Raw genomic sequence first — 24,888 nt, forward strand, 5'->3', positions numbered from 1 at the left:
AACAGACATAAAAACCCCACAGACAGGCTGTGGGGATGAAAAGTACAGCAGATTAGCCGCGACGGCGTTCAAAATCGACCATGAAATCGGTCAGTGCTTTTACACCTTCAAGCGGCATTGCATTGTAGATGGACGCACGCATACCACCGACCACACGATGCCCTTTCAGCGCATGCAGGCCCGCAGCAAAAGACTCTTCCAGGAACAGTTTATCCAGTGCGCTGTCAGCCAGCTGGAACGGTACGTTCATGCGTGAACGGTTGGATTTCGCCACATCGTTACGGTAGAAATCGCTGTTATCAATTACGCCGTACAGCAGTTCCGCTTTTTGCTGGTTAATTTTATCCATTGCATTAACACCGCCCTGCTTTTTCAGCCATTTAAAGACCAGGCCAGACAGATACCAGGCAAAGGTTGGCGGCGTATTGAACATAGAGTCGTTGTCATTCAGCACGGTATAGTCGAGGATTGACGGGCATGATACATGAGCTTTACCCAGCAAATCTTCACGGACGATGACAATCGTCAGGCCCGCCGGGCCGATGTTTTTCTGTGCACCGGCATAAATTACGCCATAACGGCTAACGTCAAGCGGTGCGGAAAGAATGGTAGAGGACAGATCCGCCGTGACCACAACGTTGCTGGCAAAATTCGGCGTTTCATCGATCGCAATGCCATCGATAGTTTCGTTCGGACAATAGTGCAGGTACGCCGCGTTATCAGAAAGCTGCCATTCACTCATCGGCTTAACAGCACGCAGGCCGTCCACGGTGACTTTGGCATCAATAACGTTTGGCGTGCAGTATTTTTTCGCTTCTTTAATTGCACTGGCGGCCCAATAACCGGCATCGACGTAATCCGCGGTGGTCTTATCACCCAGAATATTTAACGGGATACCCGCGAACTGCCCACGACCACCGCCATGGCAGAACAACACTTTATAGTTGGAGGGGATGCTAAGAAGATCGCGAAAATCCTGCTCCGCTTCCTCGGCGACCTGGATGAATTCTTTGCCACGGTGGCTAATTTCCATCACCGACGTGCCAAGACCGTTCCAGTCGCGAAGATCCTGTTGAGCCAGTTTAAGTACTTCTGCCGGTAGCATTGCCGGACCTGAACTAAAATTAAAGACCTGAGCCATTTCCCCTCACCACGTTGTGTTGTTGTCCAATCAACATCCTGTCATTGACGATAATCCGGTGACAGACATTGGTATAAGTTATTCCTGTGGATATCGGTTTTATCATTCAGTGACACGCGCCGCAATGGGTAAAACTGACCAGGGTAAAAATGTGTCATTGGTCACACAACAGAATCTATCGGATTGACGGGTAAAAACCGAGATTTTTGCTGTCAGGTAACCCGTTTTGCCCGACTGGCCTTCGACCATTCTGGATTTGCACAGCGTGGACATAATTGATGATCTCCTGCGTTCATTTGCACCACTTCGCTACAACGTATACAGGCATAGTCCCCTGCTTCAGGCATTACTTTAAATCGTTGCGTACAGTGCTTAGGTAAAATACTGAGCCCCGGCTTTACGTCTTCATCGGCAAAGAAGTAGACGCTGATTTGTCCATTCGTCTCCAGAATAGCCAGTTTCACCTGTCCCAATTGCTCCACGCCGTTCAAACGCAGTTCCATAAAGAATTCAAATTCCGTCATATTGGCACTATTGAGCTTTGACCATGCCAGCTCGCCATCTTCAATGATCACGACGGGTTTGCCCTCCAGCAGGTCCTCCATTTTTTCACTATGCGCCATCAGCCACATTACCAACCGATACAGCACAGCAAGAGTAATAAAAACCACCAGCACTGGCAGCATCGGGACATCGTCATAGAATGCCACGTCTCCCGCTGCAGAACCCAGCGTAAGGATGATCAGCACTTCAAAAAGCGACATCTGGCGTACGCCGCGACGTCCGGTGATTTTTAAAAACAGAAAAACCAATATAAAGGTGTAGAGGCTGCGTAACGCAACTTCCCCCAGAAAATCCATGGGCACCTTATCAAGCGCCATACGGTGCAAATCGAAAGCTTTCATTAATATGCTCTAAACGTGGTTGGCTGTAAGAAAGCATAGCCAATGCTTTTATTTACGCCTGAGCTCCGGCGGCGATAGCGCCGTTCATTGAAAACCCGTATCATTGCGCGCTTTCCGTACGACAAAAGTGATTTTCATGACGCAAACATTTATCCCCGGCAAAGATGCCGCTCTGGAAGACTCCATCGCTCGCTTCCAGCAAAAATTGCTCGACCTCGGTTTTCAAATTGAAGAAGCCTCGTGGTTGAATCCCGTCCCTAACGTCTGGTCTGTACATATTCGCGACAAAGAATGCGCGCTGTGCTTCACCAACGGTAAAGGCGCGACGAAAAAAGCGGCGTTGGCTTCCGCGCTGGGCGAATATTTTGAGCGTCTGTCGACTAACTATTTCTTTGCGGATTTCTGGTTGGGCGAAACTATCGCCAATGGCCCGTTCGTGCATTATCCGAACGAAAAATGGTTCCCGCTGACAGAAGAAGACGATGTACCAGAAGGTTTACTGGATGCACGTCTGCGTGCGTTTTACGATCCAGATAACGAACTGACTGGCAGCATGCTTATCGATCTGCAGTCTGGTAATGAAGAACGTGGCGTCTGCGGCCTGCCGTTTACCCGTCAGTCGGATAACCAGACTGTCTATATTCCGATGAATATTATCGGCAACCTGTATGTTTCTAACGGCATGTCCGCGGGTAACACGCCTAACGAAGCGCGCGTTCAGGGCCTGTCTGAAGTCTTTGAGCGTCATGTGAAGAACCGTATTATCGCCGAAAGCATCAGCCTGCCGGAAATCCCGGCCGAGGTGATGGCGCGCTATCCGGCAGTGGTGGAGTCCATCGCCACACTGGAAGCTGAAGGTTTCCCAATTTTTGCCTATGATGGCTCGCTGGGCGGTAAGTATCCGGTGATTTGTGTTGTCCTGTTCAACCCGACCAACGGTACCTGCTTCGCTTCCTTCGGCGCACACCCGGATTTCGGCGTGGCGCTGGAGCGTACCGTCACTGAACTGCTGCAGGGTCGTGGTCTGAAAGATCTTGATGTCTTCACCCCACCGACCTTTGACGATGAGGAAGTGGCAGAACATACCAACCTTGAAACTCACTTCATCGATTCCAGCGGTTTGATCTCATGGGATCTGTTCAAGCAGGATGCCGACTATCCGTTCGTTGACTGGAATTTCTCTGGCACCACGGAAGAAGAGTTCGCCACCCTGATGGCCATCTTCAATGCTGAAGATAAAGAAGTGTATATCGCTGACTATGAGCACCTGAGCGTTTACGCGTGCCGCATTATTGTGCCGGGAATGTCTGACATCTATCCGGCAGAAGATCTGTGGTTAGCCAACAACGCTATGGGCGCCCATCTGCGTGACACCATCCTCTCTCTGCCGGGCAGTGAGTGGGATAAAGAAGACTACCTCAATCTGATCGAACAACTGGATGAAGAAGGTTTTGACGACTTTACCCGCGTGCGCGAGCTACTCGGTCTGGCGACCGGTGCGGATAACGGTTGGTACACCCTGCGTATTGGCGAGCTTAAAGTGATGCTGGCGCTGGCCGGTGGCGATCTGGAGCAGGCGCTGGTGTGGACAGAATGGACGATGGAATTTAACGCCTCCGTCTTTAGCGCGGAACGTGCAAACTACTATCGCTGCCTGCAAACATTGTTGCTGCTGTCTCAGGAAGAGGACCGTCAGCCGCTGCAATATCTGAATGCGTTTGTCCGCATGTACGGCGCTGAGGCGGTTGAAGCGGCAAGTGCGGCACTGAGTGGTGAAGCTCCGTTTTATGGACTTCAGCCAGTAGACAGCGATCTGCAGGCATTCCCGGCACATCAGTCTCTGCTGAAAGCCTATGAGAAATTGCAACGCGCGAAAGCGGCACACTGGTCAAAATAGTGACAAACAACTTGCCTCGAGTAGGCTAAATGTATTGTCTGAGCTATATTACGGGGCGCTTAAAGCGCCCCGTTTTTTATTTTGGTCAAACCAAAAAATAAATGTAAAAACAAGGTTAAATATTAGTAGTTGATATTAAAAAAATTAGCTTATTAATGTGGTTTTTTATCTCAATTACTCCATTTTAATTAACCGTCCCATAGGAGGCTGAAAGAAAAAATTCAACTCACTTTATAATTTTTAAAATTTATTTTTATATGGATAATCAACATGTTACACCGTAATCGCATAAAAACCATGCGTCTTACGGGCCTATAAGCCAGGCGAGATATGATCTATATCAAATTCTCATCTATAATGCTTTGTTAGTATCTCGTCGCCGACTTAATAAAGAGAGAGTTAGTGTGAAAGCTGACAACCCTTTTGATCTTATTCTACCTGCTGCAATGGCCAAAGTTGCCGAAGAAGCAGGCGTCTATAAAGCAACGAAACATCCGCTTAAGACGTTCTATCTGGCAATTACTGCCGGTGTATTCATTTCAATTGCCTTTGTTTTCTATATTACCGCCACAACCGGCACTGGTACTATGCCTTTCGGCATGGCGAAATTAGTAGGTGGTATCTGCTTTTCCCTGGGGCTGATTCTTTGTGTTGTCTGCGGTGCAGACCTCTTCACTTCAACCGTACTGATCGTCGTTGCTAAAGCCAGTGGTCGTATTACCTGGGGTCAGTTAGCGAAAAACTGGCTTAACGTTTATGTCGGTAACTTGGTGGGTTGCTTGCTCTTCGTGCTATTGATGTGGCTTTCCGGCGAATACATGACCGCCAACGGCGCGTGGGGGCTCAACGTCCTACAAACAGCCGACCACAAAGTGCACCATACTTTTGTTGAGGCAGTAAGCCTTGGCATCCTGGCTAACCTGATGGTATGCCTGGCGGTATGGATGAGCTACTCGGGCCGCAGCCTGATGGACAAAGCGTTTATCATGGTATTACCGGTCGCAATGTTTGTTGCCAGCGGTTTTGAGCACAGTATCGCAAACATGTTTATGATCCCTATGGGTATTGTAATACGCGATTTCGCCACCCCGGAATTCTGGACCGCTGTTGGGTCTTCTCCGGAGAATTTTTCTCACCTGACCGTGATGAATTTCATCACCGATAACCTGATTCCGGTTACGATCGGTAACATTATCGGCGGCGGTTTGTTGGTCGGGTTGACATACTGGGTCATTTATCTGCGTGGTAACGATCATCATTAATCTGATGATGCCCATTACACGCAGTAAATAAAAAATCCACTTAAGAAGGTAGGTGTTACATGTCCGAGCTTAATGAAAAGTTAGCCACAGCCTGGGAAGGTTTTACCAAAGGTGACTGGCAGAATGAAGTAAACGTACGTGACTTCATTCAGAAAAACTACACTCCATATGAGGGTGACGAGTCCTTCCTGGCTGGCGCAACTGATGCGACCACTGCACTGTGGGACAGCGTGATGGAAGGCGTTAAACAGGAAAACCGCACTCACGCGCCTGTTGACTTTGACACCTCCGTTGCTTCTACCATCACTTCTCACGACGCTGGCTACATCAACAAAGCGCTCGAGAAGATTGTTGGTCTGCAGACTGAAGCTCCGCTGAAACGTGCGATCATTCCGTTTGGCGGCATCAAAATGGTTGAAGGTTCCTGCAAAGCGTACAATCGCGAACTGGACCCGATGCTGAAAAAAATCTTCACCGAATACCGCAAAACCCACAACCAGGGCGTATTCGATGTTTACACCAAAGACATTCTGAACTGCCGTAAATCCGGTGTTCTGACTGGTCTGCCAGATGCTTATGGCCGTGGCCGTATCATCGGTGACTACCGTCGCGTTGCGCTGTACGGTATCGACTACCTGATGAAAGACAAATACGCTCAGTTCGTCTCTCTGCAGTCCGATCTGGAAAACGGCGTAAACCTGGAAGCAACTATCCGTCTGCGTGAAGAAATCGCTGAACAGCACCGCGCTCTGGGTCAGATCAAAGAAATGGCTGCTAAATATGGCTGCGATATCTCTGGTCCGGCTACCAACGCTCAGGAAGCTATCCAGTGGACTTACTTCGGCTACCTGGCCGCAGTTAAATCTCAGAACGGTGCAGCAATGTCCTTCGGTCGCGTATCCACCTTCCTGGATGCTTACATCGAACGTGACCTGAAAGCAGGCAAAATCACCGAGCAAGACGCACAGGAAATGATCGACCACCTGGTCATGAAACTGCGTATGGTTCGCTTCCTGCGTACTCCTGAATATGATGAACTGTTCTCCGGTGACCCGATTTGGGCAACTGAATCAATCGGTGGTATGGGCGTTGATGGCCGTACTCTGGTTACCAAAAACAGCTTCCGCTTCCTGAACACCCTGTACACTATGGGTCCTTCTCCGGAGCCGAACATCACTGTTCTGTGGTCTGAAAAACTGCCTCTGAACTTCAAGAAATTCGCCGCTAAAGTGTCCATCGACACCTCTTCTCTGCAGTACGAGAACGATGACCTGATGCGTCCGGACTTCAACAACGACGACTACGCTATCGCTTGTTGCGTAAGCCCGATGGTTGTTGGTAAACAAATGCAGTTCTTCGGTGCGCGTGCAAACCTGGCGAAAACCATGCTGTACGCAATCAACGGTGGCGTTGATGAAAAACTGAAAATGCAGGTTGGTCCTAAATCTGAACCGATCAAAGGCGACGTTCTGAACTTCGACGAAGTTATGGACCGCATGGATCACTTCATGGATTGGCTGGCTAAACAGTACGTCACTGCACTGAACGTTATCCACTACATGCACGACAAGTACAGCTACGAAGCCTCTCTGATGGCGCTGCACGACCGTGACGTTATCCGCACCATGGCGTGTGGTATCGCTGGTCTGTCCGTTGCTGCTGACTCCCTGTCTGCAATCAAATATGCGAAAGTTAAACCGATTCGTGACGAAGACGGTCTGGCTATCGACTTCGAAATCGAAGGCGAATACCCGCAGTTTGGTAACAACGACTCTCGCGTTGATGACATGGCGGTTGACCTGGTAGAACGTTTCATGAAGAAAATTCAGAAACTGACTACTTATCGTAACGCTATCCCGACTCAGTCTGTTCTGACCATCACCTCTAACGTGGTTTATGGTAAGAAAACTGGTAACACCCCAGATGGTCGTCGTGCTGGCGCGCCGTTCGGACCGGGTGCTAACCCGATGCACGGCCGTGACCAGAAAGGTGCTGTTGCCTCTCTGACCTCCGTTGCTAAACTGCCGTTTGCTTACGCTAAAGATGGTATCTCTTACACCTTCTCTATCGTTCCGAACGCTCTGGGTAAAGACGACGAAGTTCGTAAGACCAACCTGGCAGGTCTGATGGATGGTTACTTCCACCACGAAGCGTCCATCGAAGGTGGTCAGCACCTGAACGTGAACGTCATGAACCGTGAAATGCTGTTGGATGCGATGGAACATCCGGAAAAATATCCGCAGCTGACCATCCGCGTTTCTGGCTACGCAGTACGTTTTAACTCCCTGACTAAAGAACAGCAGCAGGACGTTATTACTCGTACCTTCACTCAGACTATGTAATTGGTTTTGACTGAAATCGTACTTTAAAAAGCGTACAATAAAGGCTCCACGTAAGTGGGGCCTTTTTAATAGCCTGCTTTGTCAGCCATCTATACTTATGGATAGCAGCCAAAACAGACTCGACACAGTTAATAACTGTGCACTAACACTGGCCCCGGATGGGCCACACCTGGAGAAACACCGCAATGTCAGTTATTGGTCGCATTCACTCCTTTGAATCCTGTGGCACTGTTGATGGCCCGGGCATCCGTTTTATTACCTTCTTTCAGGGCTGCCTGATGCGCTGCCTGTATTGCCATAACCGCGACACGTGGGATACGCACGGCGGTAAAGAAGTTACCGTTGACGAATTAATGAAAGAGGTGGTGACCTACCGCCACTTTATGAACGCCTCCGGCGGCGGCGTGACAGCGTCTGGCGGCGAAGCTATCTTGCAAGCTGAATTCGTACGTGACTGGTTCCGGGCCTGTAAAAAAGAAGGTATTCATACTTGTCTGGATACTAATGGTTTTGTTCGCCGCTACGATCCGGTGATCGATGAGCTGCTGGAAGTCACCGACCTGGTCATGCTCGATCTCAAACAAATGAACGATGAAATCCATCAGAATCTGGTGGGTGTATCTAACCATCGTACACTCGAGTTCGCGCGTTACCTGTCCAACAAAGACATCAAAGTGTGGATCCGCTATGTTGTCGTACCTGGCTGGTCTGACGATGACGACTCCGCACACCGCCTTGGCGAATTTACCCGCGATATGGGCAACGTTGAAAAAATCGAGCTGCTGCCTTACCACGAGCTGGGCAAACACAAATGGGTGGCAATGGGCGAAGAGTACAAACTGGATGGCGTCAAACCGCCGAAGAAAGAGACCATGGAGCGCGTGAAGGGTATTCTCGAGCAATATGGACATAAAGTGATGTATTGATTTTTATGGTGGGTAACAGATACGTTACCCACCTGACTCTGCCTTAACGCCCTCTTCTCGCCAGTAACGGGAAAATCAATCCCAGTCCAACCAGCACAAATGGCGTCACAATATTCAGCGTGAGCTGGAATGTCCACTCTGGGGTGAAGGCATCCATTTTCGGGAAAATCCCGGTCAGACAGGCAAATGCGGTAAAGGCAAAGCACCAGATCCCCACGGTCATCGCAAGCGATCGGTTGCGAATAAAGACATATTCCGATTTATATTTTTGCGCCAGACGAATAACGGCAATGAACGCCACAAACACCCATAAATAACGCAATGGCATCACGACAGAGTTAAGATTCAATAGCCATTTATACAGATTATTCATGTCGCCAATTCCCAGTGTTGGCAACATAATCAGAATCGCCACCAGCACCAGCGTCAGAATATAACCATTTACCGGCGTACCGGAAGCGTTGGTTTTACACAGGCTCTCGGGAATATATTTACGATCAGCATCACCCAGCAGAACTTTAAGCGGTGCATCAATAGAAAATACCAATGCTGCAATCTGTCCCAGCGTATTGGCAATCGCGTAAATAACCATCAGCAAATTACCCATACCATAATACTCACCCAGTTTCTGGAAGGCGTAATATTGACCATTCGTCATCAGATCATCTGGAATATGCCGGGAGTCAAACATCATTCCCATAGCCAGCGATCCGAGAATCGCACATACCGCCACCATAACAGCCAGAACGAGCATCCCTTTCGGAAATTCTTTGCCCGGATTACGTGTCTGATTAACGTATGGCGAAATTTTCTCCGCGCCGCCCACGGCAAAGACCAGCATGGAGATCGTGGTAATGTAGGTAAAATCAATGTGCGGGATAAACGATTCCCAGGTGATATTAGTTGTCGCTATCTGCACATCCGTAATTGCAGGCGCAGTTACCGCCATCACGACATACAAAATGGACATCACAAACATCGCGATGCCTGCAACTGACCCAACAATTTTCAGCGACTTCATGCCACGGGACGCAACCCACATGAAAAAGACAAACAGCGCCAGCGTCAGCCCCTGCAACGCCACGACGGTGTACTCTTTAATCAACGAACCATCGCCCTTCAGCGCCCATCCCAGCGCAATCAGAATAGCCTGCGGTTTTTGCGCCAGATAAGGAATATGCACAACCCAATAGGTCCATGCAGCAAGATAGGCCAGCCCTGGCCCCATGGTATGTTTAATCCAGGTACTGACGCCGCCTTTACCCTCTTTAAAAGTTGAACCAAGCTGCCCGACGATCAACGCATAAGGAATAAAATAGAGCGCGAAAATAAATATCCAAGAGGAGACAACAACCAATCCCTGATTGGCATAGTTGTTAACGACGTTGCCAAAACCCCAAACGGTAATAAAAGACATCAATGCAATGTTGTACCATCGCAATTGTTTTTCCTGCACACCAGCCATACGCAATCCTTCGTGGAAGCTTTATGATTATCAATAAATGAGGCGTGGGATTATGCGCGGTAAACTGAGCGAGCGGAAACGGCAGGATGTAAAACTATAACCTTCTGCACACTTTATTTTCAGGAAAGAAGTGTGTGATAAAATAATGCAGGTTCCCATAAAGCATACATAAACAGTATGTATGGGAACCTGTTCATATTCTGTTAAATCAGGTCAAATGTGCGCAATAGAATTGGGTGTATGGCCCGTTTTACGCAACAGCATCAGTAAATAAATAAACGATACGCTGGCGATCATGATAAACAGCAAGCTATCTGAATAATTCTGCATCAGCATCGCAGTAAATGAAGGACCCAGCAGACTGCCCACGGTATAGCTCAATAACAATGCCTGATTCATGGCGACCAGCTGATGATGCTCCACCTTTTCACAGGCCCAGGCCATCGCGACCGGGTAGAGGGTAAAGCCTGCCGCACCCAACATAAACAACGCGGGCGCCATCGCCGCCTGATTCAGCATGGCGATACTTCCGACGATCACCACGAAGACCTGGACGCGTAAAACCAACAGACGTCCCAGCTTGTCCGCCAGACGGCCAATCGGCCATTGCCCCAGAATACCTGCACTTACCAGGACCGCCATCCAGAAACCAATGCTGGCGTTACTCACCCCCTGATGATTGAGATACAGCGGCATCAGGCCATACAAAGACCCCAGCACAATCCCGGAAATAATACAGCCATTCACGCCCAGACGCGCCTGGCGGAGTTTCAGCATGGAGACAATAGGCGTAGACTGCTGCCCATCACCCTGCTGATTGGCAATGCGCGTAAACAGCAGTGGCAAAACACCCGCCAGGATAGTACCCGTCACCCACGGCAGGACATTCATCAATTCCGTGGATACTTTACTCACCAGCAGTTGGCCTAAAAACGTCCCCACGTAATAGATCATCATATAGGCGGCAAGCAAACGTCCGCGATTACGCGAAGTCCCGCTGCACATCAGCGCGCTTTCCACCACCACCCAAATCATGGCGCAGCCAACACCGGCGATAAAACGCCAGGTCATCCAGCTCCAGAATCCCACCATAATCCCCAGCCCGACACAGCCCGCGGCAAAAATAAGCGAGGCGATGTAATAGCTGCGGTTAAAACCCAGATGTTTTATTAAATACCCTGTCAACAACGTCCCTACCAGATTACCGGTAAAGTAAGACGAGCTCACCACGCCTACCTGCCAGGTGGGCAGATTTTCATGGGCGAGCCAAAGCGGGACGAGCGTGTTTAACACGGCGATCGCCAGGGTCAACAGAAGTAGCCCGCACAGCAATAGCATGACGGGACGGGTATAGGTGGACATGAATAAAAACCGTGAGGAAGTTCAAATTTCATGCGCATCATGCCACTGCTAAAAACATTGTCAATCGGCGTAATCAAAGGGCTGAGGCGCTTTCTGGTCGATCGATTTGCATTACTGATTCTTAATGTGAATAGATAAAAAACACAAAATCACATCTGCTTGTTTTTATTGATCTAAAACAAAAATCTCGCGTTACGTTCAGTCGAAAAATTTCATGGATTACCCTTACTTTTATTTCTTACTAAACTCAATGCGGGATGCTGAGCTGCATTGTCTTCAAAATAGAACAGTGAGTTCTTATTTAGGCATCTACTCCAGATATCGTTCTTTTCGTAGACTTAAACTCATCAAATTTCCCCCACTGATGCTGAACAGGAGAAATATCATGACTAAACCTTACGTAAGACTTGATAAAGATAATGCGGCAGTACTGCTGGTCGACCATCAGGCTGGCCTGCTCTCTCTGGTTCGGGATATCGATCCCGATAAATTTAAAAACAACGTGCTAGCCCTGGGTGACTTAGCAAAATACTTCAACCTCCCAACCATTCTGACAACCAGTTTTGAGACAGGACCAAACGGGCCGCTGGTACCGGAACTGAAAGCGCAATTTCCCGATGCGCCCTATATTGCTCGCCCAGGAAACATTAACGCATGGGATAACGAAGATTTCGTGAAGGCAGTGAAAGCGACCGGCAAAAAGCAGCTGATTATCGCCGGTGTCGTGACGGAAGTTTGCGTCGCCTTCCCTGCGCTCTCAGCTATTGAAGAAGGCTTTGACGTCTTTGTGGTAACCGATGCTTCAGGCACATTTAATGAAATTACCCGTCATTCAGCTTGGGATCGGATGTCTCAAGCAGGCGCTCAGTTGATGACATGGTTCGGAGTAGCGTGCGAGCTGCACCGCGACTGGCGCAACGATATCGAAGGTCTGGCAACGCTGTTCTCGAATCACATTCCGGACTACCGCAATCTGATGACCAGCTACGACACGTTAACTAAGCAGAAGTAAAACCAGGGCGAAAACCCTGGCCTGACATATTGCCTGATGACGCACAGCTTTAAGGCCTACGGATCTGTAGGCCTGATAAGACGCAAGCTGCCATCCGGCATAGTTTGGATTAACTCGCCACCGCCATACCGACTGTCATATGCAGCCCGTAGAACACGCCACGACCAATCAGCTCGCCGACTAACAGCAAAATAAACGCCACGGAAAGCAGCGGAACGGCAGGCTGGTAACCCTTCACTTGCGGTACAATCCAGCAGCACAACGCTAATGCCAGCGCCACAATCCGCCACGCCATCAGCGAGCCGTAATCCGGAACCAGCGCAGAAGCCTGTTGAATCGAACTGTGGATCGTCGCCAGTTCAGCCCCTTGCATGACAGACATGATGGCGCTTACGACCAGAGCAAGCACTGAAATTGCCGGCAGCAGGCGCATAGCCCAACCATCCACGCCAGCAATTCTCAGTAACAGATACCCCAGCAGCGGACCGCCCATAAACATCGTCAGGAAGAAGCCCAGCGGAGTCCAGACGCTGTACCAGGTCGGCACAGTATCAATGGTGTTATAAACGCGTACCATCATCCAGACAAAAACCACACCCAGCACCATGGTGACAACTAACCACAGATTGCGTAATGCGGGCGACATTTTTTTCAACGTGGCCAGCAGCCAGCCGATACCACCAACGGCAAAGAAGATTGAACCGCTGGCAATTTCGTTACTCAACGCCGAAGACCCAACGCGATTGAGCGAGTTAAAGGCGCGCATCGGCGAGCCCAGGTGGAGCATAGAAGCAATGAAGCCAATGCCCATTAATACCCACAGTCCAAACATGCAGGCAATCACGCGCTGCTGCGATTCTGGACGCAAGTCACCTTTCATCAACGCCAGCGCAAGAACGATAAAGCCACCAACCACACACTGTCCGAAAACCGTGAAGATCATCAGCGGCCATTCATGCCATCCACTTCCCATCTTACACCTCCTTCGGATTGGCCAGATAACCTGTGGTATCCCCGGTCGGGCGGCTATTGGCGTTAGGTTTGATGACAATACTCGGTTTGGTAAAGTGCGCACCCGGCAGTGGCGCAACCGCAGCCAGGGTGCCATGCTTTTTGCGCAGCTCTTCAATCGGACCAAAATCCAGCGCACGCAGTGGGCAGGATTCGACGCAGATAGGTTTTTTACCTTCAGCGACGCGCTCATGGCAGCCATCGCATTTAGTCATATGCCCTTTTTCAGCATTGTACTGCGGCGCGCCGTAAGGACAGGCCATGTGGCAATACCGACAGCCAATGCACACGTCCTCATCGACAACGACAAAGCCATCTTCACGTTTGTGCATGGCGCCACTCGGACACACCTTGGTACAGGCTGGGTCTTCGCAGTGGTTACACGCAATGGAGAGGTAATAGGCAAAGACGTTCTGATGCCAGACGCCGTTATCCTCCTGCCAGTCACCGCCTGCATACTCATAAATGCGGCGGAAGCTGACCTCCGGGGTTAAATTTTTAAAATCTTTGCAGGCCAGTTCGCAGGTTTTGCAACCGGTGCAACGGCTGGAATCAATAAAAAATCCATACTGGGTTGTCATCGGTTACTCCTTACACCTTTTCAACCTGAACAAGGTTCGTGTGTGATGGGTTCCCCTTCGCGAGAGGAGACGGACGCTGGGTCGTCAGGACGTTAATACAACCGCCCTGGTCCACGCGTTTTGCGTCCGGGTCATACCACGCCCCTTCGCCTAGTGCCACCACGCCAGGCATCATACGCGGCGTTACTTTAGCCTCGATGTGCACTTCACCACGATCGTTAAAGATACGCACCTTGTCGCCGTTGTTAATGCCGCGTCTCTGCGCATCCATCGGGTTGATCCACATTTCCTGACGGCAGGATGCTTTCAGAACATCCACGTTGCCATAGGTAGAGTGGACGCGAGATTTGTAGTGGAAACCGGTCAATTGCAGAGGGAATTTCTCCGCCAGAGGATCGTTTATGCTTTCAAATCCTGGGGTATAAATCGGCAGTGGATCAATCACATCACCTTCCGGCAGTTCCCAGGTCGCCGCGATCTCGGCAAGTTGCTGCGAATAAATTTCGATCTTACCTGAGGGAGTAGTCAGCGGATTGGCGTCAGGATCCTCACGGAACGCCTTGTACGCCACGTGATGCCCCTGTGGGTCACGCTGTTTAAAGATCCCCTGCTTGCGGAATTCTTCAAACGTTGGCAGTTCAGGAATCGCTTTGCGCGACTGCTCGTACAGATGACGCATCCACTCTTCCTGAGTGCGACCTTCTGTAAACTGCTGCTCAACGCCTAGGCGTTTCGCAAGCTCGCTGGTCATCTGGTAGATAGTCTTGCATTCGAAGCGTGGTTTGATCGCCTGATCGGTGAAAATCACATACGACATATTCCCGCAGGAGGCATCCAGTGCGAAGTCCATCTGCTCCGAAGCGGTACAGTCCGGCAGCAAAATATCCGCGTATTTCGCCGAGGAGGTCATATGGCAGTCGATGACAACGATCATCTCGCACTTCTTATCATCCTGTAGGATTTCGTGTGTGCGGTTGATGTCGGAGTGCTGGTTAATCAGGCAGTTACCCGCATAGTTCCAGATCATCTTAATCGGAACATCGAGTTTATCTTTACCACGAACACCGTCACGCAGCGCCGTCATCTCCGGACCTCGCTCAATGGCGTCCGTCCACATAAACATCGAGATACTGGTTTCTACAGGGTTTTCCAGCGTAGGCATACGTTCAAACGGCAAACTGTATGAGCCCTCACGCGCCCCACTGTTGCCGCCGTTAATCCCAACGTTACCGGTCAGAATAGCCAGCATAGAAATGGCGCGGGTCGCTATTTCACCATTAGCATGACGCTGCGGTCCCCACCCCTGGCTGATGTATGCCGGTTTAGCGCTACCGATTTCACGTGCCAGTTTGACGATTCGTTCAGCAGGAATCCCGGTAATTTGCGCAGCCCATTCCGGGGTCTTGGCAATACCGTCTTTGCCCTGCCCAAGAATATACGCCTTATAGTGACCGTTTTTCGGTGCATCGGCCGGTAAGGTTTTCTCGTCGTAACCTACGCAATATTTGTCAAGGAACGGTTGATCAACCATGTTTTCGGTGATCAGAACATACGCCAGCCCATTTACCAGCGCGGCATCCGTACCCGGACGGATGGGGATCCACTCATCTTCACGACCCGCGCCAGTATCCGTGTAGCGAGGATCGATAATGATCATGCGGGCATTGGATTTCTGTCGCGCCTGTTCAAGGTAATAGGTTACCCCACCCCCGCTCATACGGGTTTCACCTGGGTTATTCCCGAACAGAACCACCAGCTTGCTGTTTTCAATGTCTGACGGGCTGTTACCGTCTGCCCAGCCGCCGTAGGTGTAGTTCAACCCGGCGGCGATTTGCGCTGAAGAGTAGTCACCGTAGTGATTCAGGTAGCCACCACAGCAGTTCATCAATCGTGCTACCAGCGTTTTGCCCGGTGGCCAGGAGCGTGTCAGGGTGCCGCCCAGCGTACCTGTGCCGTAGTTCAGGTAGATAGACTCGTTGCCGTAGTCTTTGATAAGACGCTGCATATTGCTGGCAATGATGTCGTAGGCTTCATCCCAGCTGATACGCTCAAATTTACCTTCGCCACGCTTGCCGACGCGTTTCATCGGGTATTTCAGACGATCGGGATTATAGACGCGACGACGCATGGAGCGACCTCGCAGACAGGCGCGTACCTGATGCAAACCGTCGTAGTTGTCATCACCGGTGTTGTCGGTTTCAACATACTTTATTTCACCATCTACCACGTGCATACGCAGAGGACAGCGGCTACCACAGTTCACCGTACACGCGCTCCAGATGACTTTCTCACTGGCCTGTGTTGGATTAAGGGCTTCTGCAGCATTTGCAATACGGGTAAATGGCAGGGTAAACGCGCTACTGGCCACCGCCAGTCCGCCTATCGCCGTCGTTTTCACCAAACCTCGGCGACTAACCTCAGCTGCCAGCATGGCATCGGGGATCTTAGTTTTAATAGTGGCTCACTCTGCTGCTCACAATAAACAAAAGGCAAATATTCGTTGTATAGATTTTTATATAACGTTACTATCGATATACAGACTGGTAGATACTGAATTTGCGAAAAGACAGAGATAAATACTGACTTTCATTTGAAGGCAGTATTACTCCTATGGAGGTAGTCGTTATTGTCCGACGTCAAACGGGCATAAAAAAAGCGCCCGAAGGCGCTTTTTTAGCAGGGAAAGGTAGCTTAGCCGATGAATTCCAGGCCATTCATGTACGGACGCAACACTTCCGGAACCTGAATGCGACCATCAGCCTGCTGATAGTTTTCCATTACCGCAACCAGCGTACGTCCTACCGCCAGACCAGAACCGTTCAGCGTATGTACTAAACGGGTCTTTTTATCGGATTTACTGCGGCAACGCGCCTGCATACGACGAGCCTGGAAATCCCACACGTTGGAGCAAGATGAGATTTCGCGATAGGTGTTCTGCGCCGGGATCCACACTTCCAGATCGTAGGTTTTGCATGCGCCGAAGCCCATGTCGCCTGTGCACAGGATGATCTTGCGATACGGCAGACCCAACAGTTGCAGGACCTTCTCAGCATGACCGGTCATCTCTTCCAGCGCATCCATCGAATCTTCCGGGCGAACGATCTGCACCATCTCAACTTTATCGAACTGGTGCATACGGATCAGACCACGGGTATCACGACCGTAAGAACCTGCTTCAGAACGGAAGCACGGCGTATGCGCAGTCATTTTGATCGGCAGCGCATCTTCGTCAATGATTTCGTCACGTACCAGGTTGGTCAGCGGCACTTCTGCAGTTGGGATCAACGCATAGTTGCTGCTGTCAGCTTCTTCATCCAGCGGACGGGTGTGGAACAGATCGCCAGCAAATTTCGGCAGTTGGCCTGTTCCGTACAGCGTGTCATGGTTAACCAGATACGGAACGTAGTTTTCGCTGTAACCATGCTGTTCGGTATGCAGATCCAGCATGAACTGAGACAGCGCACGGTGCATGCGCGCGATCTGGCCTTTCATAACAACGAAACGAGAGCCAGTCAGCTTAACCGCTGCGGCGAAATCAAGACCCGTGTGCATTTCACCCAGAGTAACGTGATCGCGCACTTCGAAATCAAACTCACGTGGTGTACCCCAGCGGCTGACTTCGACGTTGTCATTTTCATCTTTACCCACCGGAACTTCGTCCGCTGGAAGGTTAGGAATGGTCAGCGCAATATCGCGGATCTCGGCCTGTAAGGTATCAAGTTCAGCTTTCGCGGCATCCAGCTCTTCGCCCAGTTTGTTCACTTCCAGACGTAAAGACTCGATATCTTCCCCGCGCGCTTTTGCCTGGCCGATGGATTTCGATCGAGAGTTACGCTCTGCCTGCAGGTTTTCAGTTTGTACCTGCAGAACTTTACGACGCTCTTCAAGAGCGCGCAGCTTATCTACATCCAGCTTAAAGCCCCGGCTTGCCAGTTTTTCTGCGACTGCGTCTGGCTCATTACGCAGCAGATTGGGATCGAGCATGCTTATCCTGTGCTTATCGAATTAAAATAGGAGAAAGTGACCACAGCCTGCGGTCACAGGGATACAGAGACAACATTACCGCAACGATAACACTAACGGTAGCGTTTTATAGGGCTATTTTGATCCTGTCCGGCGAGCCAGGCGAGCTTTTCGCCAATCTTGCCTTCAAGACCTCTGTTTGTGGGGTGATAATAGCGCGTTTGTGCCATTTCCTGCGGGAAGTACTCTTCTCCGGCGGCATAGGCATTTGGCTCATCATGGGCGTAACGATATTCCTGACCGTAGCCCATCTCCTTCATCAGCTTCGTCGGCGCATTGCGCAGGTGAACCGGCACGTCGTAATCCGGACGTTCACGTGCATCAGCCAGCGCGGCTTTGAAGGCGGTGTAAACTGCATTACTTTTCGGCGCGCAGGCCAGATAAACAATCGCCTGAGCAATCGCACGTTCGCCTTCCGCTGGTCCCACGCGGGTAAAGCAGTCCCATGCGGAAATTGCCACCTGCATGGCACGAGGATCAGCATTGCCCACATCTTCAGAGGCAATTGCCAGGCAGCGACGAGCAACATACAGCGGGTCACCGCCTGCACTAATGATGCGCGCATACCAATAAAGCGCGGCATCCGGTGCACTGCCGCGAACCGATTTATGTAATGCGGAGATGAGATCATAAAAGCGATCGCCTTTATTATCGAAGCGTGCGCTGCGCTCACCGGCAATTTCAGTGAGCAATTCTGGTTTCAATACGCGCTTGCCAGAATCATCAACTTCGGCCATATCGGCCATCATTTCCAGCGTATTCAGCGCCCGGCGCGCATCACCATTAACCAGTTCGGCAATAGCCCGACGCGTCTCTGGCGGCAGTACGATATCCTGGCCGCCGTAACCCCGCGCTTTATCTGACATCGCCTGGTCCAGCACCTGTTCAATATCGTCGGTGGTTAACGATTTCAGTAAGTAAACGCGTGCGCGTGACAGCAGCGCCGAGTTCAGTTCAAACGAGGGGTTTTCGGTGGTGGCGCCAATAAACGTGATGGTACCGTCTTCAATATGCGGTAAAAAGGCATCCTGCTGGCTTTTATTAAAACGGTGAACTTCGTCGACAAACAGGATCGTACGCCGACCAGCGTTACGATTCTGACGCGCACGCTCAATCGCTTCACGAATCTCTTTTACACCAGACGTAACCGCCGAAATGCGTTCGACATCGGCGTTGGCGTAACGGGCAATGACTTCGGCAAGCGTAGTTTTTCCCGTCCCCGGCGGCCCCCATAAAATCATGGAGTGCAGGTGCCCCGCCTCGATAGCGCGCGGCAAGGGTTTACCCGCAGCCAGCAAATGCTGCTGGCCGATATACTGCGCTAAATTTTCTGGCCGCATACGTGCGGCCAGTGGCTGAAAGGTATTATCAGAAAAGTCGAGCGACAGATTGCTCACTCACACGCCTCTACTTACGTTGATCGTCAACCGTTACACCTTGCGGCGGGGTAAAGGTGAATTTGGAAGGTTCAATCGCACCATTCTGCTGAGATTTCAGCTGATAGCTGCTGCGCTGATCGTCTTGCTCAACGGCGCTAAACTGATGGATCGTCCCGTCACGCCCAACATTGATCGTAAACTGCTTCAGGTTACCGCTGCTGGTTTTTGGCGTCAGCACGAAATCATCGCCGTTTTGCTTAATGTTGTACTGCTGCCAGTCACTGGCCTGGTTACGCGCGATCAGCATGAACGGCGTATTTCCCGTGGCGTCTTTCAGCCAGGTCGCGGTCGCCTGTTCAACAAACGGGTTAAAGAACCACAGCGTTTTCCCATCGGAAACCAGGATGCTCTCATCAGGCTGGGTCATATGCCAGTTAAACAGATTAGGACGTTTAACCCATAAATCACCCTGACCTTCCTGCACCGCTGCGCCGCTGCCGTCCGTGACCTTCTGAGTAAAGCTGGCATGGAAGCTACTGACTTTATCCAGACGGCTTTTCAGGTCGCTGGCAGCGTCAGCCCAGACACTGCTCACCACAAAGCTCGACAGTAATGCACAGGTGATTGCGATTCTTTTCATCGTTATTCCTCAAAATACGTCACTCCCAACGGGGAGATCCCTCTGCTATCCATTTCAGGCCAAAAATCAGCATGAGGAAAGTAGAAAATACTGAATTACTTAACTTTGCAATCATTCGAAGGGCGGCGGAGCCAGCACTTCACGATTACCATTATGCCCTTGTTCGCTGACAATACCCTGCGCTTCCATCTGCTCGATGATGCGCGCCGCTCGGTTGTAGCCGATGCGGAACTGACGCTGGACGCCGGAGATTGAGGCTTTGCGTTTCTGGGTCACAAAGTTTACCGCCTGATCGAACAGCGGATCCAACTCTTCGCCACCATCAAAGCCGCCACCGCCGCCTTCGCTTTCGCTGTCAGAAGTAATGCCGTCGACGTATTGTGGACGACCGCGCGCTTTCCAGTCCTGAACCACTGCGTGAACTTCTTCATCGCGGACAAAGGCGCCGTGAACACGCACCGGGATCGTCGAGTTCGGTGCGGAATAGAGCATGTCACCCATACCTAACAGCGATTCCGCTCCCCCCTGGTCAAGGATGGTACGCGAGTCAATTTTACTGGACACGGTAAAGGCGATACGCGTTGGAATGTTCGCTTTAATCAGTCCGGTGATAACGTCAACCGACGGTCGCTGGGTTGCCAGCACCAGGTGGATCCCCGCCGCACGCGCTTTTTGCGCCAGACGAGCAATCAGTTCTTCCACCTTTTTGCCAACCGTCATCATCAGGTCGGCGAATTCATCCACCAGCACAACAATATACGGCAGTTTTTCCAGCACCGGATGCTGAACATCCATACTGTCACCCGGCTTCCAGTACGGGTCCGGAATCGGACGTCCCATGCGGGCGGCTTCGGCGATTTTCTCGTTATAGCCGGCAAGGTTACGCACGCCAAGCGCCGACATCAGCTTGTAGCGACGTTCCATTTCATTGACGCTCCAGCGCAAGGCGTTAGCAGCATCTTTCATGTCGGTCACGACTTCGGTCAGCAGATGTGGAATGCCTTCATAAACCGACAGTTCCAGCATTTTCGGGTCAATCATGATAAAGCGAACGTCTTCCGGCTGCGCCTTGTAGAGCATGCTGAGGATCATGGCGTTCACCCCAACAGACTTACCGGATCCGGTTGTCCCTGCTACCAGCAGGTGCGGCATTTTTGCCAGATCGGCCACCACCGGTTCGCCCGCAATATCTTTACCCAGCACCACAGTCAGCGGAGATGAGTTATCACGGAATTTAGCGTTATCCAGCACTTCACGCAGATAAACGGTTTGACGTTTTTTATTCGGTAACTCCAGTCCGACATACGGTTTGCCTGGAATAACCTCGACCACACGTACCGCTGCGGTCGACAATGAACGCGCCAGATCGCGCGACAGGTTGGAAATACGCGCCGCTTTAACCCCAGGAGCCAGATTAAGCTCAAAGCGGGTAATCACTGGGCCTGGAGAGTAGTTCACTACATCGGCTTTAATGCGGAAATCCGCCAGACGCGCTTCCACCAGACGTGCCATTTGCTCCAGCGCGAACGTATCTATCGGCTCAACCTCGCTCGGCGGCGGTGTAAGCAGATCTAACGATGGCAGCGGCGTGCTTGGACGGTGCGCCGGACGGCTGTCGCCATTACGCATCAGCAGCGGATGGATCAGACTATCCTGCGGCGGCGGCGTAACAGGCTGCGCTGGCTGCTGATAATGTTGCTGCGGTGCGACAGGCTGCGCTGGCTGCTGATAATGCTGCTGCGGTGCGACAGGCTGCGCCGGTTGCTGATAATGCTGCTGCGGTGCGACAGGCTGCGCCGGCTGCTGATAATGCTGCTGCGGTGCAACAGGTTGCGCCGGTTGCTGATAATGCTGCTGCGGTGCAACTGGTTCCTGGTACTGCGGCGCAGGCTCCGGCATCACGCCAGGCGTAAACAGTGGCTCATGCGGCCCCTCATCTACCAGCGTTTTCATTGGCGAAAATTCAAAGTCATCGAGCGAGAACGGATTCGCTCCGGCAGGCTGTTCACCGGAATAGCGCTGCTGCTGAGAAGAAGCAAACTGGCGAGCCAGTTCCGCTTCTGCGGCTGAATCTTCGTCATCAGTCTGGTGGGTATCGTCCTGATACTCTTCGCCATAACGATGCTGCTGCGACTGAGCGAACTGGCGTGCCAGCTCGTCCTGCTGCATTGCATCCATTTCATCGTCATTGTACGCATCTGTATCAAGCTGCTCTTCGCGCGCTTTCTCTTCAGCCATACGCTGTGACGGCAGTTTGATGCCATACGACGCCAATTCCCGGCGAGTAGGCACGCGCACACGATTTGGGCGCGGTAACTGCGGGCCAATCCCCTCTTTCACCTGCGGACGCGGCGCACCGCTGCCCGCAAGGCTAAAGACAGGTGCAGTTGCTGCACCCGCCCCTAAAGCGGCGCTTTTTACACCGGCAGCCAGCGGTGCAACAGCAGCAACAGACTCAACGGGCGGTATGGATGCAGTCGTCGGCATAGATGGCGTAGACGGTTTAATACGCTCAGGCTCCTGAGCAGGTTCTGGAATCGGCTGATACCATGCGGCCAGTTGCTCACGCTCACGCGCACGTTTCTCTTCGACTTCTTCAAAGTAATAGAGCGGCGGACGAGTCGGTTTAACTTCTTCAACCACGGGCTCAGGTTCCACCACAAGCGGTTGTTCAACCACAGGCTGCTGGAACGTAGTGCTCTGTTGAGGGATTGATTCCTGCTGATAAACAGGTTGCGGCGCAGGCTCCGGCTGATAAGCAGGCTGCTGGAATGTGGCGTTCTGTTGAGAGGTCGGATCCTGTTGATAGACAGGCTGCAGCACAGGCTCTGGCTGATAAACAGGTTCCGACTGCGGCGCGACTGGCTGCGCATAAACAGATTCCGGCTGCGGTGCGTAATATTGCGACTGCGGACTCTCCTCCACAACCGGCTGTTGCCATGGCTCATACGGCTGCTGCACCGGAGGTTGCGCGTACTGGGCTGGTTGCGGATAACCTTCAGGCGTTGGTGCAATCGCGGCATCACCGGTTTGCGGGCCTGGTACGGATTGCCAGGCTACGGCTGGGGCCGGTTGCTCCATAACAGTGTTGGTCACGGGCGAGGTTTGCAGCAACGGATCTACCGGCGCGCTCCAGGCCTGAGCGGCCGTTGTAGCTGCAGCTGCTGCAGCCACAGGCTCGGTCACCGAATGGCCGTTAAGCAGTGGGTCAAGCTCGTCATATTCAGGCAGCGTCGCGCGATTGCCGGAAAACAGCACATCGTTAGGATCGGCAACCACGCCACGGGCGCTGTATTCAATTTCGTCTTCATCATCCATGCGTTTGCCGGAGAACAGCGCCGCATCGGTATGACGACCAAGCGGGTTGGTAAATTTCTCTGCCAGACGCTTACGGCGCGCTAACGCACCGCGCAGAATACGAGCCCGACGCGATTCATGGGGTTTGCCATCAGCGGCATCGACAGACTCTTCTTCATCTTCATATTCTTCGTCATCGACCCAGGTATCGTCGCGGCGGGTACGGTTGCTGGCAAACGTCAGGATATTGAGTAACCAGCCGCCCAGTTTTTCCGCAATGCTCACCCATGACCAACCGGTGAAAAGCGTTAATCCCGCCGCCCAAATGCACAACAACGTCAGCGTGCCGCCGCTGCTGTGCAGTAAGGGTTGTAGCGTAGTGCTGAGCAGACTGCCGATCACGCCGCCAGAGGCGAAATACCAGATGTCATCGGCGTTAATTGCGGCCAGCCCGCAGGAAGTGAGAATCAGCGCCAGAACGCCAATAATGCGCAGCGAGACGGCAAAATAATCGACGTATTCGTCGCTGGTCTGGTGTCGCCAGGCAAACCAACAGCCGCCAACAATGATGACGGGAATGGTGTAGGCCATGACGCCAAAAATAAAGAACAGCGTGTCCGCCAACCATGCTCCGGGTATTCCCCCCAGATTATGGATAGGTTCATGCCATGCGGTTTGTGACCAACTGGGATCCGAAGGGTTAAAGCTGAGTAAGGCAGCCATCAACCAGACGGCAAAAAGGGCAATAAGAATCAGTAGCGCTTCCAGAAGTCGGCGCCCGCTGCTTAACTTCGTCAATGTGACGTCTTTGTCTTCAGTGTATTCCTGGCTCAAAAACGGCTCTCCAGGTTTCAGGCTTTTCCTGCCCGATGCTAAAACGGACAACAGCACCGGGTTACCCCGGCACTGTTGCTGTATGGATTAACAGGAGTGTAATCAAACTGCGTCGATTTTGCACCTGTTCCGTGTTAGCGCGTCTTAATTACCAGACGATTGCTCTGTTTGACTTCTTCCATGACTACATAAGTACGTGTGTCATTCACGCCAGGCAGACGCAGCAGGGTTTCCCCCAACAGCTTACGGTATGCCGACATATCCGGTACGCGTGTTTTCAGCAAATAGTCGAAATCACCGGAAACCAAATGACACTCTTGAATTTCTTCAAGTTTTTGTACTGCAGAGTTGAATTGTTCAAACACATCCGGGGCGCCACGATTCAGAGTAATCTCAACAAAAACCAGAAGTGATGCATCCAGATAATGCGGGTTTAACAGCGCTGTATAGCCCTGAATAAAACCCTGTCTTTCCAACCGACGCACACGCTCAAGGCAGGGCGTTGGTGAAAGTCCCACACGTTTAGAAAGCTCGACGTTAGAAATACGCCCATCCTTTTGCAGCTCATTAAGAATGTTACGATCGATACGGTCGAGATCTTTGCCAGGGCGCTTCTTACTATCTACCATTATTATTGTCTCTCTGTATTCCTTCCCTACTCCTGCCTGACTCTACCAACATCACTGTTCAGAGTCGCTACCCATCAAAATAAACCGCAACCCAGAGGGATTTTCGGTTCGCAATGTCTGGGTTTATGGTGAGAAGACCGTTGCCTGTCGGCGGCTATCGACATCACGAATGGCATCTGTCC

General features: G+C 51.4%; 17 protein-coding genes. 5 read left to right on the top strand and 12 right to left on the bottom strand.

All coding sequences use genetic code 11. The annotated features are described in order from the left end of the window. Positions 1–52 precede the first annotated feature (52 nt). Positions 53–1,141, bottom strand: coding sequence for a 3-phosphoserine/phosphohydroxythreonine transaminase (gene serC, locus SK33_RS15320; protein ID WP_003847007.1), 1,089 nt, complete (start codon positions 1,139–1,141; stop codon positions 53–55). Between the two features lie 212 nt (positions 1,142–1,353). Continuing rightward, the gene (locus SK33_RS15325) at positions 1,354–2,046 is read right to left on the bottom strand and encodes a DUF421 domain-containing protein (RefSeq protein ID WP_003847009.1); all 693 of its coding nucleotides are present in this window, start codon (positions 2,044–2,046) and stop codon (positions 1,354–1,356) included. A 136-nt stretch (positions 2,047–2,182) separates the two neighbouring features. Between SK33_RS15325 and ycaO the strand changes: the two genes are divergently transcribed. The 4 genes from ycaO to pflA all read left to right on the top strand — a co-directional run bounded on the left by ycaO (position 2,183) and on the right by pflA (position 8,473). Beyond that, entirely contained in the window at positions 2,183–3,943 is a 1,761-nt protein-coding gene (gene ycaO, locus SK33_RS15330; RefSeq protein ID WP_048219179.1) for a 30S ribosomal protein S12 methylthiotransferase accessory factor YcaO, read from the top strand. A gap of 404 nt (positions 3,944–4,347) precedes the next feature. Further along, complete coding sequence (focA, locus tag SK33_RS15335; protein ID WP_003035756.1) at positions 4,348–5,205, top strand: formate transporter FocA; 858 nt, start codon at positions 4,348–4,350, stop codon at positions 5,203–5,205. A gap of 59 nt (positions 5,206–5,264) precedes the next feature. Beyond that, positions 5,265–7,547: a formate C-acetyltransferase gene (gene pflB, locus SK33_RS15340; protein WP_003035753.1), complete on the top strand. Its 2,283-nt coding sequence runs from the start codon at positions 5,265–5,267 to the stop codon at positions 7,545–7,547. Between the two features lie 185 nt (positions 7,548–7,732). Continuing rightward, entirely contained in the window at positions 7,733–8,473 is a 741-nt protein-coding gene (gene pflA, locus SK33_RS15345; protein WP_003035751.1) for a pyruvate formate lyase 1-activating protein, read from the top strand. 43 nt (positions 8,474–8,516) lie between these two features. On the opposite strand, the gene SK33_RS15350 is transcribed toward pflA, so the two are convergent. Together SK33_RS15350 and SK33_RS15355 are read right to left on the bottom strand one after the other, a co-directional pair. Then, the gene (locus tag SK33_RS15350; protein WP_048219180.1) at positions 8,517–9,938 is read right to left on the bottom strand and encodes an amino acid permease; all 1,422 of its coding nucleotides are present in this window, start codon (positions 9,936–9,938) and stop codon (positions 8,517–8,519) included. 213 nt (positions 9,939–10,151) lie between these two features. After that, on the bottom strand, positions 10,152–11,300 hold the full coding sequence (locus SK33_RS15355) for an MFS transporter (RefSeq protein WP_003035748.1): 1,149 nt from the start codon (positions 11,298–11,300) through the stop codon (positions 10,152–10,154). Positions 11,301–11,685: 385 nt separating this feature from the next. On the opposite strand from SK33_RS15355, the gene ycaC reads away from it, so the two are divergent. Further along, positions 11,686–12,312, top strand: a complete 627-nt coding sequence (gene ycaC, locus SK33_RS15360) for an isochorismate family cysteine hydrolase YcaC (RefSeq protein WP_003035746.1) — start codon at positions 11,686–11,688, stop codon at positions 12,310–12,312. A 109-nt stretch (positions 12,313–12,421) separates the two neighbouring features. On the opposite strand, the gene SK33_RS15365 is transcribed toward ycaC, so the two are convergent. From SK33_RS15365 to lrp, 8 genes are all read right to left on the bottom strand, one after another. Beyond that, a complete protein-coding gene (locus tag SK33_RS15365) occupies positions 12,422–13,285 on the bottom strand; it encodes a dimethyl sulfoxide reductase anchor subunit family protein (RefSeq protein ID WP_003035744.1) in 864 nt (287 codons plus the stop codon). Between the two features lies 1 nt (position 13,286). After that, positions 13,287–13,904 (bottom strand): DMSO/selenate family reductase complex B subunit, encoded by a 618-nt coding sequence (locus SK33_RS15370; protein ID WP_003035741.1) that lies wholly within the window; start codon positions 13,902–13,904, stop codon positions 13,287–13,289. Positions 13,905–13,914: 10 nt separating this feature from the next. Next, complete coding sequence (dmsA, locus tag SK33_RS15375) at positions 13,915–16,359, bottom strand: dimethylsulfoxide reductase subunit A (RefSeq protein WP_048219186.1); 2,445 nt, start codon at positions 16,357–16,359, stop codon at positions 13,915–13,917. A gap of 236 nt (positions 16,360–16,595) precedes the next feature. After that, entirely contained in the window at positions 16,596–17,888 is a 1,293-nt protein-coding gene (gene serS, locus SK33_RS15380; RefSeq protein ID WP_003836908.1) for a serine--tRNA ligase, read from the bottom strand. Between the two features lie 92 nt (positions 17,889–17,980). Continuing rightward, positions 17,981–19,324, bottom strand: coding sequence for a replication-associated recombination protein RarA (rarA, locus tag SK33_RS15385; RefSeq protein ID WP_003836910.1), 1,344 nt, complete (start codon positions 19,322–19,324; stop codon positions 17,981–17,983). A gap of 10 nt (positions 19,325–19,334) precedes the next feature. Next, positions 19,335–19,946: an outer membrane lipoprotein chaperone LolA gene (gene lolA / locus SK33_RS15390; RefSeq protein WP_003831898.1), complete on the bottom strand. Its 612-nt coding sequence runs from the start codon at positions 19,944–19,946 to the stop codon at positions 19,335–19,337. Between the two features lie 111 nt (positions 19,947–20,057). Beyond that, positions 20,058–24,077 carry a DNA translocase FtsK gene (gene ftsK / locus SK33_RS15395; protein WP_048219190.1) on the bottom strand — a complete coding sequence of 1,340 codons (4,020 nt, stop codon included), beginning with the start codon at positions 24,075–24,077 and terminating at the stop codon, positions 20,058–20,060. Positions 24,078–24,211: 134 nt separating this feature from the next. After that, a complete protein-coding gene (lrp, locus tag SK33_RS15400) occupies positions 24,212–24,706 on the bottom strand; it encodes a leucine-responsive transcriptional regulator Lrp (protein WP_002439523.1) in 495 nt (164 codons plus the stop codon). Positions 24,707–24,888: the final 182 nt, after the last annotated feature.

The organism is Citrobacter sp. MGH103, assembly GCF_001034475.2.
Classification (GTDB): domain Bacteria; phylum Pseudomonadota; class Gammaproteobacteria; order Enterobacterales; family Enterobacteriaceae; genus Citrobacter; species Citrobacter freundii.

Coding starts and splice junctions, on each gene's coding strand:
- serC (WP_003847007.1), bottom strand. CDS start 1,141: ATGGCTCAGGTCTTTAATTTTAGTTCAGGTCCGGCAATGCTACCGGCA.
- SK33_RS15325 (WP_003847009.1), bottom strand. CDS start 2,046: ATGAAAGCTTTCGATTTGCACCGTATGGCGCTTGATAAGGTGCCCATG.
- ycaO (WP_048219179.1), top strand. CDS start 2,183: ATGACGCAAACATTTATCCCCGGCAAAGATGCCGCTCTGGAAGACTCC.
- pflB (WP_003035753.1), top strand. CDS start 5,265: ATGTCCGAGCTTAATGAAAAGTTAGCCACAGCCTGGGAAGGTTTTACC.
- pflA (WP_003035751.1), top strand. CDS start 7,733: ATGTCAGTTATTGGTCGCATTCACTCCTTTGAATCCTGTGGCACTGTT.
- SK33_RS15350 (WP_048219180.1), bottom strand. CDS start 9,938: ATGGCTGGTGTGCAGGAAAAACAATTGCGATGGTACAACATTGCATTG.
- SK33_RS15355 (WP_003035748.1), bottom strand. CDS start 11,300: ATGTCCACCTATACCCGTCCCGTCATGCTATTGCTGTGCGGGCTACTT.
- ycaC (WP_003035746.1), top strand. CDS start 11,686: ATGACTAAACCTTACGTAAGACTTGATAAAGATAATGCGGCAGTACTG.
- SK33_RS15365 (WP_003035744.1), bottom strand. CDS start 13,285: ATGGGAAGTGGATGGCATGAATGGCCGCTGATGATCTTCACGGTTTTC.
- SK33_RS15370 (WP_003035741.1), bottom strand. CDS start 13,904: ATGACAACCCAGTATGGATTTTTTATTGATTCCAGCCGTTGCACCGGT.
- serS (WP_003836908.1), bottom strand. CDS start 17,888: ATGCTCGATCCCAATCTGCTGCGTAATGAGCCAGACGCAGTCGCAGAA.
- lolA (WP_003831898.1), bottom strand. CDS start 19,946: ATGAAAAGAATCGCAATCACCTGTGCATTACTGTCGAGCTTTGTGGTG.
- lrp (WP_002439523.1), bottom strand. CDS start 24,706: ATGGTAGATAGTAAGAAGCGCCCTGGCAAAGATCTCGACCGTATCGAT.